Annotated in this window: 18 protein-coding genes and 1 pseudogene; 7 read left to right on the forward strand and 12 right to left on the reverse strand. The window is 63.3% G+C overall.

Annotated features, from left to right (window positions below; translation table 11 throughout):
- Both CH275_RS08475 and CH275_RS08480 read right to left on the reverse strand, forming a co-directional pair.
- On the reverse strand, window positions 1-198 hold the full coding sequence (locus CH275_RS08475) for a helix-turn-helix transcriptional regulator (RefSeq protein ID WP_094676975.1): 198 nt from the start codon (window positions 196-198) through the stop codon (window positions 1-3).
- Window positions 195-602, reverse strand: a complete 408-nt coding sequence (locus CH275_RS08480) for a hypothetical protein (protein WP_094676977.1) — start codon at window positions 600-602, stop codon at window positions 195-197. The genes CH275_RS08475 and CH275_RS08480 overlap by 4 nt, the downstream gene beginning before the upstream one ends.
- Before the next feature lie 181 nt (window positions 603-783).
- Here CH275_RS08480 and CH275_RS08485 point away from each other — a divergent pair, with 181 nt between their 5' ends.
- Complete coding sequence (locus tag CH275_RS08485) at window positions 784-1725, forward strand: DUF808 domain-containing protein (RefSeq protein ID WP_094676979.1); 942 nt, start codon at window positions 784-786, stop codon at window positions 1723-1725.
- A complete protein-coding gene (locus CH275_RS08490) occupies window positions 1725-2210 on the forward strand; it encodes a GNAT family N-acetyltransferase (RefSeq protein WP_094676981.1) in 486 nt (161 codons plus the stop codon). Before CH275_RS08485 ends, CH275_RS08490 begins: the two co-directional genes overlap by 1 nt.
- Window positions 2211-2220: 10 nt before the next feature.
- On the opposite strand, the gene CH275_RS08495 is transcribed toward CH275_RS08490, so the two are convergent.
- The 3 genes from CH275_RS08495 to CH275_RS08505 form a co-directional block, all read right to left on the reverse strand.
- Window positions 2221-2433, reverse strand: a complete 213-nt coding sequence (locus CH275_RS08495) for a hypothetical protein (RefSeq protein WP_094676983.1) — start codon at window positions 2431-2433, stop codon at window positions 2221-2223.
- 8 nt (window positions 2434-2441) lie between these two features.
- Window positions 2442-2984, reverse strand: coding sequence for a helix-turn-helix domain-containing protein (locus CH275_RS08500; protein WP_094676985.1), 543 nt, complete (start codon window positions 2982-2984; stop codon window positions 2442-2444).
- 93 nt (window positions 2985-3077) lie between these two features.
- Complete coding sequence (locus CH275_RS08505) at window positions 3078-3449, reverse strand: VOC family protein (RefSeq protein WP_094676987.1); 372 nt, start codon at window positions 3447-3449, stop codon at window positions 3078-3080.
- A gap of 62 nt (window positions 3450-3511) precedes the next feature.
- On the opposite strand from CH275_RS08505, the gene CH275_RS08510 reads away from it, so the two are divergent.
- Window positions 3512-3946: a MarR family winged helix-turn-helix transcriptional regulator gene (locus CH275_RS08510; protein WP_094676989.1), complete on the forward strand. Its 435-nt coding sequence runs from the start codon at window positions 3512-3514 to the stop codon at window positions 3944-3946.
- A gap of 2 nt (window positions 3947-3948) precedes the next feature.
- Here the strand turns inward: CH275_RS08510 and CH275_RS08515 are convergent, their stop codons facing one another.
- Genes CH275_RS08515 through CH275_RS08525 form a run of 3 tightly spaced genes read right to left on the reverse strand, consistent with a single transcriptional unit; the run spans window position 3949 to window position 5960 of the window.
- Entirely contained in the window at window positions 3949-4758 is an 810-nt protein-coding gene (locus tag CH275_RS08515) for an alpha/beta fold hydrolase (protein ID WP_094676991.1), read from the reverse strand.
- Window positions 4759-4788: 30 nt separating this feature from the next.
- Window positions 4789-5511, reverse strand: coding sequence for a pirin family protein (locus CH275_RS08520; protein WP_094676993.1), 723 nt, complete (start codon window positions 5509-5511; stop codon window positions 4789-4791).
- Complete coding sequence (locus tag CH275_RS08525) at window positions 5508-5960, reverse strand: MarR family winged helix-turn-helix transcriptional regulator (protein WP_094676995.1); 453 nt, start codon at window positions 5958-5960, stop codon at window positions 5508-5510. The genes CH275_RS08520 and CH275_RS08525 overlap by 4 nt, the downstream gene beginning before the upstream one ends.
- Before the next feature lie 87 nt (window positions 5961-6047).
- Between CH275_RS08525 and CH275_RS08530 the strand changes: the two genes are divergently transcribed.
- Together CH275_RS08530 and CH275_RS08535 are read left to right on the forward strand one after the other, a co-directional pair.
- Complete coding sequence (locus tag CH275_RS08530) at window positions 6048-6566, forward strand: VOC family protein (protein ID WP_094676997.1); 519 nt, start codon at window positions 6048-6050, stop codon at window positions 6564-6566.
- A 33-nt stretch (window positions 6567-6599) separates the two neighbouring features.
- Window positions 6600-7381: pseudogene (locus CH275_RS08535) on the forward strand (pirin family protein).
- Here the strand turns inward: CH275_RS08535 and CH275_RS08540 are convergent.
- Window positions 7378-8943 (reverse strand): Na+/H+ antiporter, encoded by a 1566-nt coding sequence (locus CH275_RS08540; RefSeq protein WP_094676999.1) that lies wholly within the window; start codon window positions 8941-8943, stop codon window positions 7378-7380. The pseudogene CH275_RS08535 and the gene CH275_RS08540 sit on opposite strands and share 4 nt — an antisense overlap.
- A gap of 32 nt (window positions 8944-8975) precedes the next feature.
- Entirely contained in the window at window positions 8976-9779 is an 804-nt protein-coding gene (locus CH275_RS08545; RefSeq protein WP_094677001.1) for an SDR family oxidoreductase, read from the reverse strand.
- Window positions 9780-9814: 35 nt separating this feature from the next.
- Here CH275_RS08545 and CH275_RS08550 point away from each other — a divergent pair, with 35 nt between their 5' ends.
- Both CH275_RS08550 and CH275_RS08555 read left to right on the forward strand, forming a co-directional pair.
- Window positions 9815-10615: an ABC transporter ATP-binding protein gene (locus tag CH275_RS08550; RefSeq protein ID WP_179276042.1), complete on the forward strand. Its 801-nt coding sequence runs from the start codon at window positions 9815-9817 to the stop codon at window positions 10613-10615.
- 26 nt (window positions 10616-10641) lie between these two features.
- A complete protein-coding gene (locus CH275_RS08555; RefSeq protein ID WP_256990922.1) occupies window positions 10642-12195 on the forward strand; it encodes an ABC transporter permease in 1554 nt (517 codons plus the stop codon).
- On the opposite strand, the gene CH275_RS08560 is transcribed toward CH275_RS08555, so the two are convergent.
- On the reverse strand, window positions 12187-12747 hold the full coding sequence (locus CH275_RS08560) for a sugar O-acetyltransferase (RefSeq protein ID WP_094677005.1): 561 nt from the start codon (window positions 12745-12747) through the stop codon (window positions 12187-12189). The two genes, CH275_RS08555 and CH275_RS08560, sit on opposite strands and share 9 nt — an antisense overlap.
- Before the next feature lie 10 nt (window positions 12748-12757).
- Entirely contained in the window at window positions 12758-13264 is a 507-nt protein-coding gene (locus tag CH275_RS08565; RefSeq protein WP_094677007.1) for a GNAT family N-acetyltransferase, read from the reverse strand.
- Window positions 13265-13314 lie beyond the last annotated feature (50 nt).

A 13314-nucleotide genomic window follows, 5' to 3' on the forward strand; every position in this document is an offset into this window, starting at 1 on the left:
TCAGGTGGGGTCCGGCTCGAAGAGCTCCTCGATGCTGCAGTCGAAGGCCGCGGCGAGGCGGAAAGCGACGGGCAGGCTCGGGTCGAATCGCTCCTTCTCGATGGAGATGATCGTCAGGCGGGTGACGTCGATGCGTTCGGCCAGTTCGTTTTGAGACCAACCATGTTCGGTGCGACGCCGTCGAACACTGTTCTTCACTCGGACAGGGCTCGGTAGCGCGCGAACGCATACCGCGCGGTGAACGATGCGAACGCCGCCAGCAACAGGCCCGTCAGCAGCAGAGTGGCCGGGGGATCGACGCGGGTGATGGCCACCACCGCCAGAGTCAGGCCTACGACGGTCACGAGGTCGGTGGCGGTGCCGCTGGACGCCGCTGTTGTCCAATGGCTTTCGACGCTGTCACCGGAAGTGTAGGTCTGGTCGGCAGTGACCGGTGCGACGATCAGTATCCAACCCAGCATTGCACCGAACGGGAGCGCGGTGAATCCGAACACCACCGCCGCGACCCCTGGGGACACGGGTGAGACCAGCCAGGCCAGTAGTGCCGTTGCCGAGGCCGTGGCAAGGCCGACAACGGCGACCGACAACCATCTGAGTGCCATATGAGTGCTCCGATCGTAGGTATAGTTCGCTATACGTATAGGAAACCATACATTGCTGGCCGATGTGTAGTCCACGACGAGCTGCTGGCGGTATGGTTCGAGCATGTGGATTGCCGGATTTCGGCGTCGTACTCAGCACTAGGAGCCTGACCGTGTATTCGTCTTCAGTCGGAGGTCTGTGATGGCAGGCGGACTCGTAGCCCTGCTCGACGACGTGGCAGCGTTGGCTCGCTTGGCCGCGGCATCGATCGACGACGTCGGTGCGGCGACCGGCAAGGCCACTGCCAAGGCAGCAGGCGTCGTGATCGACGATGCCGCGGTGACGCCGCAGTACGTCCGCGGTCTCGCGGCCGAACGTGAACTCCCCATCATCAAGCGCATCGCTGTGGGCTCGCTGCGCAACAAGCTGCTGATCATTCTGCCGATCGCCCTGTTGTTGAGTCAGTTCCTACCGTGGCTGTTGACGCCGATTCTGATGCTCGGCGGCTGCTACTTGAGCTACGAGGCAGCACACAAGATCTGGGGTGCGCTGTTCGGCCACGGAGATCATCACGAGGCTGCCGAGGACGAGCCGCGCGACGAGGACACCGTTGTCGCCGGCGCAGTGCGCACCGATCTCATTCTCTCGGCCGAGATCATGGTAATCGCGTTGGACACCATTGCCGCAGAGGGCTTCTGGAGTCGCCTGATCATCCTCGCCGTCGTTGCCGTGGTCATCACGATCGTCGTCTACGGCGTCGTCGCGCTGATCGTGAAGATGGACGACATCGGACTGAAATTGGCCGACGGCTCCACCGGGTTCGTCGAGAAATTCGGCCGAGGCCTGGTCAAGGGCATGCCCAAGGTCATGTCGGTGCTCTCGGTCGTCGGCACCGCAGCGATGTTGTGGGTCGGCGGGCACATCCTGCTCGTCGGAATCGACGAGCTCGGCTTCCATCCCATCTACGAACTCGTGCACCACGGCGAAGACGCGGTGCGCGGTGTCGCCGGCATCGGCGGAGTGCTGGCGTGGATCGTCAATACTCTCGCGTCGGCGATCATCGGTGCGATCGTCGGTTGCATCATCGTGGTTGCGCAGCTGGGAATCTCGAAGGCGCTCGCCAAGCGGGCTGCCGCGAAGTAGTGCCTGTACCGACAACTTTCGCCGTCGTTCATCCAACCTCGGATCCGGCCTCGGAGATCCTGTATCGCTACAACGTCGATATCGTCGGGCGCTTCCACGGCCGAGAGGCGTCCGATGAGGAAGTGCTCCGAGTCATGGTCGACGAGCCGAGCGACGACCTTGCCGGAGATTCGGGCACGTTCGTAGTGGCGTATGCGAAGCAGACCGTCGTCGGCTGTGGTGGGGCACGTTTCATCTCCGACGACATTGCTGAATTGACGCGTATCTTCGTGGATCCGATCGGCCGGAGGGGTGGCGTCGGCGCATCGTTGATCGGGTATATCGAGAATATTGTTCGAGAGTCCGGCCGCAGCAGAATCCGACTCGATACCCGAGCCGATCTGGTCGAGGCCCGCCGCTTGTACTCGCGGCTCGACTACGTCGACGTCCCAGCATTCAACTGCGAACCCTACGCCGAGGTGTGGCTCGAAAAGCAGCTCTTCTGAACGGCTTTCGTCAGCGTCGAGCCAGCTCGAGTACCCGTCGCTCCGAGACGGAGACATCGGCGAGTGATGCCGTCAACTCGTCCCACGCCCTCTGAACGCGGAGTTCATCTCGGCGCAGGCGCTTCTGCGCAGCAGCGAGTCTGCGGCGCTCGGCCAGAAGCAGATTCCGATCGCGATCTTGCTTGGCCATGAAGAGGTACGTGTGCGGATCGAACGGATACATGCCAACTCCTATGGTGTAGTGGGGAATCCGTGCATCAGCACCATGACGTGCTCACGGTCCCCCGTGCTCGCGTCCTCACCGTGCCGACGCCATTTGTCGATGACGGCGCGCATCTCGGTGCCCATCTCCTTCGTCTCCTCGGCGGTGAGCCGTAGAACGTCGTCGGAGCTGAACGCCGCCGAAATCCAGCCGGGGCCCCAGGACTCGGACGTCCGATCGAAGTCACGCAGCCGAGACCATTGATGCGCCAGCCAGGAGTCCTTGGACGCCTTGGCGACCGACAGGGACTCCGGCGAGTCGGCGAAGTCGTTCTCGGACCAGCTGAACCCGTTCTCGTTGGCCTCCGACCACCAACGTTGACGCTTGTCCGATCCGTTCTCGACCTCCTTGACGAACCCGTGCTCGGCGAGTTTGCGCAGGTGATAGCTCACCGAGGCGGGTGACTCGTCCACCAGATCGCCGAGCTGTGTTGCCGTCATCGACTTGTTGGCGCGCAACGCATAGAGCAGGCGCAGCCGGATGGGATGCGTCAGCGCCTTCAGCTCGGACATGTCCGTCAGCTTCCTCGGCGTCCGGGGTGGCGGTGGGGGGCTCATGCACCAACCATAACCCGAAAGAAATATTTCGCAATAGTTCTTTCGGATTTAGCTGCTGTGCACGGTGACGGCGTATCCATCCGGGTCTTGCAGGACGAGGGTCTTTCCGAAGGGCCCGTCGAAGGGTGCGGTCAGAATGGGCACGTCGGCCGCGACCAGTGACTCGTGGAGCGCCTCGGCGTCTGTGCAGGCGAGCCACAGCGCGACTCCGAGTCCTGGCTTCCCGCTGTCGAGATCGGTTCCGGGAGCTGGGTTTCGGACAGCGAAGGGGATCGGCGAGGTTGCGAACACCACTGCTCCGGGCGGAGCCTGGGGTGCGCGCACGAGTCCCAGGCGCGATTGGTAGAAGTCGGCGCTCGCCTCGAGGTCACGTACTTGCAGGGAGAGGAAGCTCGGTCCGGAAACGACTGCAACGGTCATAGTGGGTCCTTTCGGGTGTCGTCAAGGTCTTGACGTAAACGACTGTATGTCAAGATATTGACATGAGTCAAGTGGACGTCGACACCTCCATAGGTCTGGCCCTCAAGCGAGCCACGTCAGCGCTGCGTTCGGCGATGGACGATGCTCTACGCGAACTCGACATCACCGTCTCGCAATACTCGAGCCTCGAACACCTCGCGCACACGCCAGGCCTGTCCAACGCCGAGCTCGCTCGCGCAGTGTTCGTCAGCAGGCAGGCAACCCATCAGCTGCTGGCCGGGCTCACGCGAGACGGTTTGGTGGAGATCGAGGGTGCCGGCCGCGACCAACGTCTGTACGTAACGGCTACGGGCGGAGAGCGCTTGCGGCAAGCGTCGGCCGCTGTCGCCGCCGTGGAGCATGCCATGATTGCGTCACTGTCGACAGGCGAGCGAGAAGTGCTGCACCGCAATCTTGTTGCGTGCGCTGAGGCGTTGGACGGGCATCACCAGTCTTAACGTCACTCGATCGAGTCGAGGAACTCCAGCATCGCCGCATTGAATTCCTTCGGACGGTCCATGTTCGCGGCGTGACCACAGTTCTCCAGCACAACCGATCGTCCGAGCGGGTTCAGGTCCACCGACTCGGAAGCGTGTGCAGCAGGCCAGAACTGACTGTCGCGCCCGGCGACCATCAGGTACGGCCTGTCGATACCGGCAATGGTTGCCCGCCAATCCTGCGCTGCGTGATCGGCGAGCAGAGCCTTCATCGGTGGGGTGTCGGGCGACGCCATCTTCGGCATCGTTCGTAGTGCGAGCACGAGCTTCACCAGCGACGGTACGGATTTCCACTGAGGCCGGCCATGGCCGGTATCGGGTATTCCGTTGTCGAAGAACGTCGTTCGATTGCTCTCGGTGAGACCGTAGAACCCGTTGGCCCAGTCGGCGCTGTTCGCCATTTTCGGTGTCTGATCCACCGACACGATGGCGCGAACGCGGTCGGTGCCGAACTGCGACACATACGACCAGACGGTGCTCGCTCCCATCGATCCGCCGATCAGTACGGCCTCGTCGACGCTCACCTCCGACAGGAAGTTCGCCACATCCCGTCCGTGCCGCTCCATGGACGCGCCGTGTGTCGGTGCCTCCGAGGTGCCGTGTCCTCGTCGATCGAGCGCCAGAACGCGATATCCGTTGGCCACCAACGCCTTCTGCTGCAGAGCCCAGGTGCTGGCAGGGGCGCAGAATCCCGCGACGAGCACCACGGCCGGTCCGGTGCCCTCGTCGATATAGCTCAGGGTGACGGAGTCGTCGGTGACCACTGTCGGCATGGTGAATCTCCCTGTCTCAGAAGAACTCGGTCAGGCGAACTCGGCGTGCATTTCCCAGATCATGATCTCGCTCGCAGTCGATGCTGTCACACGGTGCCCGCCGGTACCGGTCAGTCGCACCGCGTCGCCCTGGGCGAGATCGCCGATGTCCTCGAACACCACTGAGCCGTCGGCGACGAAAACGTGACCGAACGGAGCGTCGGGAACGGTGATGGACTGCTCGGGCTGGAGTCGCGCAACGTGCAGTGCCGCATACCGATTGCCGATGCGTACCCCATTTCCGCCCGGCATGCCCGATGCCACGCAGACGAGCTCGCCGGCTGCCAACTCGTCGCGCACATCCAGTTCGTCGTACGAGGGCATCCGTCCGTCGGCATCCGGCGGGATCCACATCTGCACGACGCGTAGCTTCTCCCGGCTGGTCAGGCTCGACGCGTTGCGTTCGGTGTGCCGTATGCCGGTGCCGGCACTCATGCGTTGAATCAGTCCGGGGCGGATCAGTCCGCTGTGGCCTTCGGAATCCGTGTGTTCGAGTGTGCCCTCGAGTACCCAGGTGAGGATCTCCATGTTCCGGTGCTCGTGCGAGTCGAATCCTTCGCCGGGAAAGACCGTGTCCTCGTTGTGCACCATCAGCAGCCCGTGCGCATTGGCCGCCAGGTCGTAGTTGCCGGTCGCGGGGAAGGACTGCTGGGAATCGAGCCATTCGTTCCACCAGTGATGCCGTTGATCACCGGGAATGTGTGTGAGTGTCACGACGCGTGGTTCCGCATTGCCGAGAACGTCCGGGTCAGAGCCGCGAGATCCTTCGGATCCACGAGGTCGAACATGTTTCTTCGCACCGCCTCGACGTGTCCTGGACTGGCGGAGGCGAGGGTCTTCAGTCCTGCCTCGGTGAGTTCGGCGGACATGCCTCGCTTGTCGTCGTCGCATTTGACGCGCCGGACCCAACCGCACTCGACGAGCCGGCTGATGGCCCTGGTGACACCGCTGCGAGTGGTGGTGACGGCGTCGGCGAGTTCGCTCATGCGGCGTCGGCGATCGGGCGCTTCGGAGAGCACCACCAGTAGCTCGAAGTCGGTGAACGATATCCCGGAGTCGCGCGTGAGCTGATTGTCGAGATCGCGAAGCAGCAGCCGCGTCGCGTCGAGGTATGCGCGCCAGGCCAGCTGTTCGTCCTGGCTGAGCCACCGGGTGGATTCCATGTCCCCATAGTAGTTGACAACGCAATTAGTGGGTGTACTGTTCTTAGTAGTTGACGAAGCAACTACTTGACCTTGGAGGGTGGAGCGATGACCAACGAACTGACTGCCGAAGAGACACGCCGAGCGCAGGAACACGAAGAGCAGCGAGAACGTATTCGTGGGCAGTACCTGAAGCCGGCAGGCGAACGGCCGGCGTCGTCGGCTCGCGGCCTCCACCACACCGCGTTGGTCAGCAGCGACGTCGAGAAAACGGTTCGCTTCTACCAGGATCTGCTCGAGTTTCCTCTCACCGAGCTCATCGAGAACCGTGACTACCCGGGCTCCTCGCACTTCTTCTTCGATATCGGCAACAGCAACCTGTTGGCCTTCTTCGACTTTCCCGGACTGGACGTCGGACCGTATGCAGAGGTGCTCGGCGGTCTCCACCACGTGGCGATCAGTGTCGAGCCCACCAGGTGGGAGCACCTGCGTACCAAGCTGATCGATGCCGGAATCGAACTGATCGAGCACAGCGAGGTCTCGCTGTACTTCCGCGACCCCGACGGTGCCCGACTGGAACTCATCGCCGATCCGCTCGGTGAGATGTACGGCTCGCACGTTCTCTGAGAACCTACCTACTTCGAGATTCGAGGCAATGACATGACCTCTGCAGCAACCACACTCGACATCCGCCGGGCCGACGACCGATTCGAGACGAAGATCGGTTGGCTCGACTCCAAGCACTCCTTCTCCTTCGGCAACCACTTCGATCGCGGCAACACCCACCACGGTGTCCTCATGGTCAACAACGACGACATCGTCACCCCAGGAATGGGATTCGATACGCACCCGCATCGCGACATGGAGATCGTCACCTGGGTTCTACAGGGATCACTGGTGCACCAGGACTCGATGGGCCACTCTGGCGTCATCTACCCAGGACTCGCGCAGCGCATGAGTGCAGGTACGGGAATTCTGCATTCGGAGAAGAACGATTCGTGGAGACTCGGCGATACCGCAGGCTCGTATTCGGGCAAGCACGGCGATCCTGTTCGGTTCGTCCAGATGTGGGTCGTACCCGATGAGCAGGGCATCACGCCGGGCTACGAGCAGCTGGAAATCGACAACGAATTACTCAGTGGCGGTTTGGTTCCCGTTGCTTCCGGCATGGCCGACCACGCCGATCATGCAGCCATCCGCATCAAGAACAAGTACGCGGCCATGCACGTGGCGCGCTTGCAGGCCGGGCAGGCCCCCGTCGAGGTGCCTGACGCGCCGTTCGTGCACATCTTCGTGGCGGAGGGTGAGGCGATGCTCGAGGGCGTTGGACTATTGGGCGAGGGCGACGCCTTCGTGTCAGCGGAGGCGGCGGTCAGAAGCTGAGCACCGCCACCGGAGCCGAAGTGATCGTGTGGGAGATGCACGCAGCCATTGCCGGCTAATCGGTCTCTCGATGCGGGCGGAACGAATGCTCCTCGTGATCGAGTTCGTGCTCGAGGCTGCGCATGCTGTTGTCCGGCAGCCGTCCGGCGTCTCGCCAGCACAGCAGTTCCTCGCGCTCGACGTCGAGGATGCGGCGACGCGTAGTCATCGCAGCAGTCTGCTCGGGTGAGATGACCGCGTCGCCGATCTCGGACTCGTCGAGGTGATCCAGGCGGCGATGGTAGCGGTCGATACGGTGCTTCAACTCGCGACGCAGTATCTCCCGCCCCTCGTCGTCCAGGTTCTCCTCGTCCGCAATTCGGTCCAGCTGTGACAGAGCAGCTTTCGTCGAACCCTCGCGTGCCTCGTTGCGCAGACGCGCCTCTGCTGCGGGGTCCGCGACGACGTTCAGCTTTCGCACCAGTGGAGCGAATGTCAGCCCTTGACCTATCACCGTCACCAGCACGACGAGAAATGCACAGAACAGCAGCAGATCTCGGCTCTCGAACGGTTCGCCCGAGTCGATGGTCAGCGGCAACGTGAAGACGGCGGCGACGGTGATGACTCCGCGAGTACCAGCCCAACTCATCACCACCGCCTCGCGGGCGGACAGCCCCGTGGTCAGCAACCACAGCGGACGCAGCAGCAGGACGCCGGCGAGCGTGACCGTGACTGCGAGGGCGATGGTCGTCCCCGAGTAGGCCGACAGGCCGCCCACCACGGTGGGCAACTGCTCGCCGATCAACAGAAACACGAAGCCCTCCAGCAGCAGATCTATCAGCCGCCACACTGCGCTGGTCTGCAGGCGGCTGGCTCCGGAGATGGCGTGGCGAGTGTGATGCCCGATCACCAGTGCCGCAACCACGACGGCCAGAACTCCCGACGCATGGACTTCTTCTGCCGCCAGATAAGCAACGAACGGCGTCGCCAGCGACACGATGTTGAGCAGCAAAGAATCGTGAATGTATCGCTGCACCAGTCGGATCAGCAGGGCGACGACCAATCCGACGATGATGCCGCCGACTGCGGCCAACACGAACAGTCCGCCGGCGTGAGCGAACGTCATGTCCTGGCTGGAGATGGCGGCGATAGCCACGGTCAGCATCGTCAGCGCGGTGGCGTCGTTCAGCAATCCCTCTCCTTCGATGAGGGTCACCAGCTTCGGTGGAATGCCGGCGCGTCGACCGACCGCGAGTGCGGCCACCGGGTCGGGCGGTGCCACGGCGGCACCGAGCGCCATACCAGCGGCCAGCGTGATGCCCGGAACGAGCAACCACAGACCGACGCCGACGAGGGCAGCTGTCGCCACCACGAGGGCGACCGACAAACTCAGGATCGTCCACACGTTGCGGCGGATGGCGATCAGTGACGAGTTCAGGGCAGCGCTGTAGAGCAGCGGCGGGATCACCAGGGTCAGAACGACTTCGGGGTCGAGGACGATGTCGGGCAACGCCGACGCCGAGACGGCCAGGCCGGCCAAGGTCAGCAACGCTGCCGCGGGCAGCGTTGTCTTCTTCGAGATCACCTGCGCGGCGACGATCAGACCTGTGGCAGCCAGGACCAGGGCGAGAGTTTCTATCACCCGGCTGTATTCCCGCAGGTCAGAGGTTCAAACTATCTCTTCAGCCCGAACATCTTCGCGATCGTCTTCTCCATGAACGTCGCCGGCAGCAACCGTCGCGCCAGGAACACGACCGGTGCGTTGCTTCCTCTGGCGTACAAGGGTTTCGGCTTGTCGGCCTCGATGGCCTTCAGTACTACCTCGGCGACGTCCTCGGCGGAGATGCCGGTTCCCTCCTTGCGATCCAGGGACGAGATCGCTGTGTGGAAATCGTCTCGGTGGACCGAGTCCGCGGCGATGTACTTTGTACGGCGTTCGCTGATTCCGGTGTTGATCGATCCCGGCTCGACGGTGGTCATCCACACGCCGAAGGGAGAGAGTTCCAGACGCGCCGCGTCGGAGAAGCCCTTGATCGCAGCCTTCGTCGATGCGTAGGACGAGCGATAGGCGAGGGGGAAGCTGGCCAGCATCGACCCGACCATCACGATGCGGCCGTAACCCCGCTCGCGCATACCAGGAATAACGTTCTGCGACAGCGTCACTGCGCCGAACACGTTCAATTGGAAGAGTCGTTCGATGGCGTCGGTCGGCAGTTCCTCGAAGGGTCCCGACTGGCTCTCGCCTGCGTTGTTGACCAGAACATCGACGGCGCCCAGCTCCGCGACGAACGTGCCGATCGACTCGCTGTCGGTCAGGTCGAGGGCTCGATATTCGACGCCCGGCGCCCGTTGCGCGTCGGTCATCGAATCCGGGTTTCGGGAGGTGCCGATCACCCGGTAGCCGCGGGCGACCAGCGCCGACGCGACGGCCCGTCCGATGCCCGACGACGCCCCGGTGACCACTGCAGTGCGATTCATGCCCGAATGGTACCGGTGCGTTCGGCCGGCACCGCATGACGAAACCGCTCATACCGGCTAGTCTGTTACCTGTGCAAACGAACTCCGCCGCCCTGCTGCTCGAGCACCTGTGCATGGCCTTCGGACCCAAGCCTGCGGTCGACGATCTGTCGCTGATGGTTCCGCCCGGTTCGATGTTCGGGTTGGTCGGGCCCAACGGTGCAGGCAAGACGACATCGCTCTCCATGGCAGTGGGCCTGCTGAGACCGCAATACGGGCGGAGTCTGGTATTCGGCCGAGACGTCTGGGCCGATCCGACCGCGGCGAAAGAACTGCTCGGCGTGCTGCCCGACGGACTGACCTTGCCCTCCCAGTTCACCGGCCACGAGCTCCTGACCTACATCGGTCGACTGCGCGCGATGCCGGAGGACGTCATCGCGCAGCGTCGAGACGAGCTGCTGGACGCACTGGACCTCACCGACGCGGGCGGAACAGTCATCGCCGACTACTCCGCGGGAATGACGAAGAAAATCGGGCTGGCCTCGGCGTTGCTGCACGGGCCCCGATTGCTGGTGCTGGACGAGCCTTTCGAGGCGGTCGACCCCATCTCCTCCACCACGATTCGAACCATCCTCGTCCAGTTCGTCCGCTCCGGTGGGTCGGTGATTCTGTCGAGCCACGTCATGGCGCTCGTCGAGCAACTGTGCACGCACGTCGGCGTCATCACCGGAGGCCGAGTGGTGGCGGCCGGAACCGTCGACGAGGTCCGCGGCGGCGGCACCTTGGACGATGCCTTCGTCCGCCTCGTCGGCACTCGCGATCAGAACCCGGACGGCCTGTCCTGGATGCGCTCGTGATGTCTGTCGGCCGCACGGTCCTGCAGATGCGAATCACGCTCTACTGCAGGCAGTTCAAGGGTGGCCAAGCAGTCATCAAGACCGTGTTCGGATTGCTGGGGCTGGCCTTCGCGGTTCTCGCATGCGTGATGGCGGCTCGAACCGACGCGTCGCAGGTACTGGTGGGCGGCACCGCGAGCCTCGGGCTGACCCTGACCGGCCTGAGTTGGGTGCTGTTCCCGGTGCTGTCGGGGATCTCCGACGACAACATCCAGCCTCGCCACTTCCAACTGCTGTCCGTCGATCCCGCGCGACTGGCCCGTGCGCTGCTGACCACGTCGGTGGTCGGCATATTGGTTCCACTGACGATCGTCGCGACAGCGTCCATTCCGATCTACGCTCTGTCCCACTCGGTCGCAGCACTGCCTCTGGCTCTGGTGGCCTGGCCTGCGACCGTCGTGCTCTTCGTGACGTTGTCGAGGGTGGTGACGCTGGCGATGTCGCAACTACTCAAGAGTCGACGCAGCCGTGAGTTCGCGTTGCTGGCGTTCGGAGCCATCTTCGGTGGTCTGTACTTCCTGCAATTCCCCATCACCCAGAATCTCGATCGAGTGCTGTCGGGTGAGGTGACATGGCCGCTCACGCTGGCTCATTCGATTCCCTTCAGCTGGGGGATTACCGGCGTCGACGCTGTGCTCGACGGCAATTGGCTGCTGGCGATCGGCGCGGTGGTGGGATTGTTGGTGCTGGACGTCGCACTGGTGTGGGCCTGGCAGCGCCTGGTTCTGCGCCACTTCGAGGGACGGGTCTCGACGTCGTCTGGATCGACCCGTAAGCAGACGGCAGCGATGGGTCGCGACGGAGCAACAGGGTGGCGAGCAACGCGGGTCGGCGCGGTGGTGACCCGGGAGCTGACCCTGTGGCGCGGTGACATGCGTCGTCGAAGTCAGCTGCTGTCGGTCCTGATCTTCGCCGTGCTGGCTGGTATCGGCCCGTTGGTGACCGACTCGATTCCGTTCACGGCCGCCTGGGGCGCGTGGATCGTGATCGTCATGGCGATGGGTGCGGGATCGAATTCCTACGGTCTCGACGGTGGTTCGATGTGGCACCTGGTGATGATTCCGCAGGCCCTCCCTGACGACATCCGTGGTCGGCAGATCGCCTGGTTGCTGATCGCAGCCCCCTTCGCGATCGTGCCGGTCGTGGTGGTTCGAGTATTCGGCGACCTCGGGCTCGATCGACTGGAGATCCCTATCGCGTTGACGATATCGATGCTCGGAGTCAGCGCCGGTCTGACCGCCGTGAACTCCGTGCGAGGTGCCTACCCGGTGCCCGAAGCTACGAAGTCCTTTTCGATGAACACGCGTGGATCGTTCACCGGCAATGCATTCGGATTCCTCATCCTCGGGATAGTGGTCCTGGCCGTGTCGGTCGTGCCCGCACTGCTGCTCGCACTGCTCCTTCCGGGAGCGTGGGCGTATCTCTCGATTCCGGTGGCCGTAGCGATCGGCTGGCTGGGGATGTGGTGGGGCGCACGGATCGCAGTCGGCGCTCTGGTTCGTGACTCCGACAGAATCCTGAACTCGGTGATCTCACGGTAGTGCGCGGATTGCCCGACAAGGGTTACCCGCAGCGAAGGTGTGCGACGGTACGTCGCGGGTGACGACACTCCCGGCTCCGATCACCGAGTTCTCGCCGACGGTCACTCCCGGGCAGACGATGACCCCGGCACCCAGCCAGACATTGTTCCCGATGGTGATGGGAAGAGCACTCTCCCAGCGTGTTCGGCGCGCCTCGTGATCTTCCATGGGGTGCAGCGCCGTCAGTAGCTGTGCCCGTGGTCCGATCGATACATCGTCGCCGATGGTGATGGGCGCGCAGTCCAACAGGATTGCGTCGTAGTTCAGGAAAGTATTCGATCCGATGGAAATGTATGTGCCGTAATCGCATTGGAACCTGGGCATGATCCACGAATCCGATCCGAAGGATCCGAGCAACTCGCCGAGAATTTCGCGTCGTTCGTCGTTCTGATCCGCCTCGGTTGCATTGAATCGGTCCAGCAGCTTCCCGCACGACACCCGGGACGCAACCAGGTCGGGATCACTGTCTCGATAGAGCTCGCCGCGCAGCATACGATCCCGATTCTCGCCCATGGATGACAGGCTACCGGTCGGTCGACTTCTCGAAGAGGGTGACGCTGAACAGTGAACTGCCATCGGCGAAATCGCGCCGACCGACGTACCGAAACCCCTGCCGTAGGTAGTAGCTGCGCAGATCGATGTTGGTCTCGGCGCAGTCCAGACGTAGCAGGGCTCGCCCTTCCTGCCGGGTCCGTTGCGATGCCCACTCGAGCATCGACGTGCCCAGTCCCGTTCCGGATTCGCTTCTGTCGATGACCAATCCGTGCACATAGCCCGCGGCTTCTCCCTGTTTCGGCCAGATCGCGGGGTCGGCCCAGATCAATCGCAACGCCCCTACGATCGGGCCACCGGGGTGGCGTCGAGCGATGTAGAACTCCCCTGCGTCTATCTGGGCAGCAACAGTCGACAGAGGTACCTCGCGCGGTGTCCACTGATTGATTCGCCGAGCGGCCAACCAGTCCTCGGCGGCAAGCCGGAGGCCGAGTATCGTTGCAGCGTCGGCGGCAGATGCGAGTTCTACGGTGAGCACGGTGCCATGGTACGGAGGTGGCGAGTCCTGTGGTGAACGTGCTTGTGGTC

Source organism: Rhodococcus sp. 06-235-1A, from assembly GCF_002258785.1.
GTDB lineage: Bacteria > Actinomycetota > Actinomycetes > Mycobacteriales > Mycobacteriaceae > Rhodococcoides.

Coding starts and splice junctions, on each gene's coding strand:
- CH275_RS08525 (WP_094676995.1), bottom strand. CDS start 5,960: ATGGAATCCACCCGGTGGCTCAGCCAGGACGAACAGCTGGCCTGGCGC.
- CH275_RS08505 (WP_094676987.1), bottom strand. CDS start 3,449: ATGACCGTTGCAGTCGTTTCCGGACCGAGCTTCCTCTCCCTGCAAGTA.
- CH275_RS08560 (WP_094677005.1), bottom strand. CDS start 12,747: ATGGGCGAGAATCGGGATCGTATGCTGCGCGGCGAGCTCTATCGAGAC.
- CH275_RS08510 (WP_094676989.1), top strand. CDS start 3,512: ATGAGTCAAGTGGACGTCGACACCTCCATAGGTCTGGCCCTCAAGCGA.
- CH275_RS08495 (WP_094676983.1), bottom strand. CDS start 2,433: ATGTATCCGTTCGATCCGCACACGTACCTCTTCATGGCCAAGCAAGAT.
- CH275_RS08485 (WP_094676979.1), top strand. CDS start 784: ATGGCAGGCGGACTCGTAGCCCTGCTCGACGACGTGGCAGCGTTGGCT.
- CH275_RS08530 (WP_094676997.1), top strand. CDS start 6,048: ATGACCAACGAACTGACTGCCGAAGAGACACGCCGAGCGCAGGAACAC.
- CH275_RS08515 (WP_094676991.1), bottom strand. CDS start 4,758: ATGCCGACAGTGGTCACCGACGACTCCGTCACCCTGAGCTATATCGAC.
- CH275_RS08550 (WP_179276042.1), top strand. CDS start 9,815: ATGACGAAACCGCTCATACCGGCTAGTCTGTTACCTGTGCAAACGAAC.
- CH275_RS08480 (WP_094676977.1), bottom strand. CDS start 602: ATGGCACTCAGATGGTTGTCGGTCGCCGTTGTCGGCCTTGCCACGGCC.
- CH275_RS08500 (WP_094676985.1), bottom strand. CDS start 2,984: ATGTCCGAGCTGAAGGCGCTGACGCATCCCATCCGGCTGCGCCTGCTC.
- CH275_RS08555 (WP_256990922.1), top strand. CDS start 10,642: ATGCGAATCACGCTCTACTGCAGGCAGTTCAAGGGTGGCCAAGCAGTC.
- CH275_RS08545 (WP_094677001.1), bottom strand. CDS start 9,779: ATGAATCGCACTGCAGTGGTCACCGGGGCGTCGTCGGGCATCGGACGG.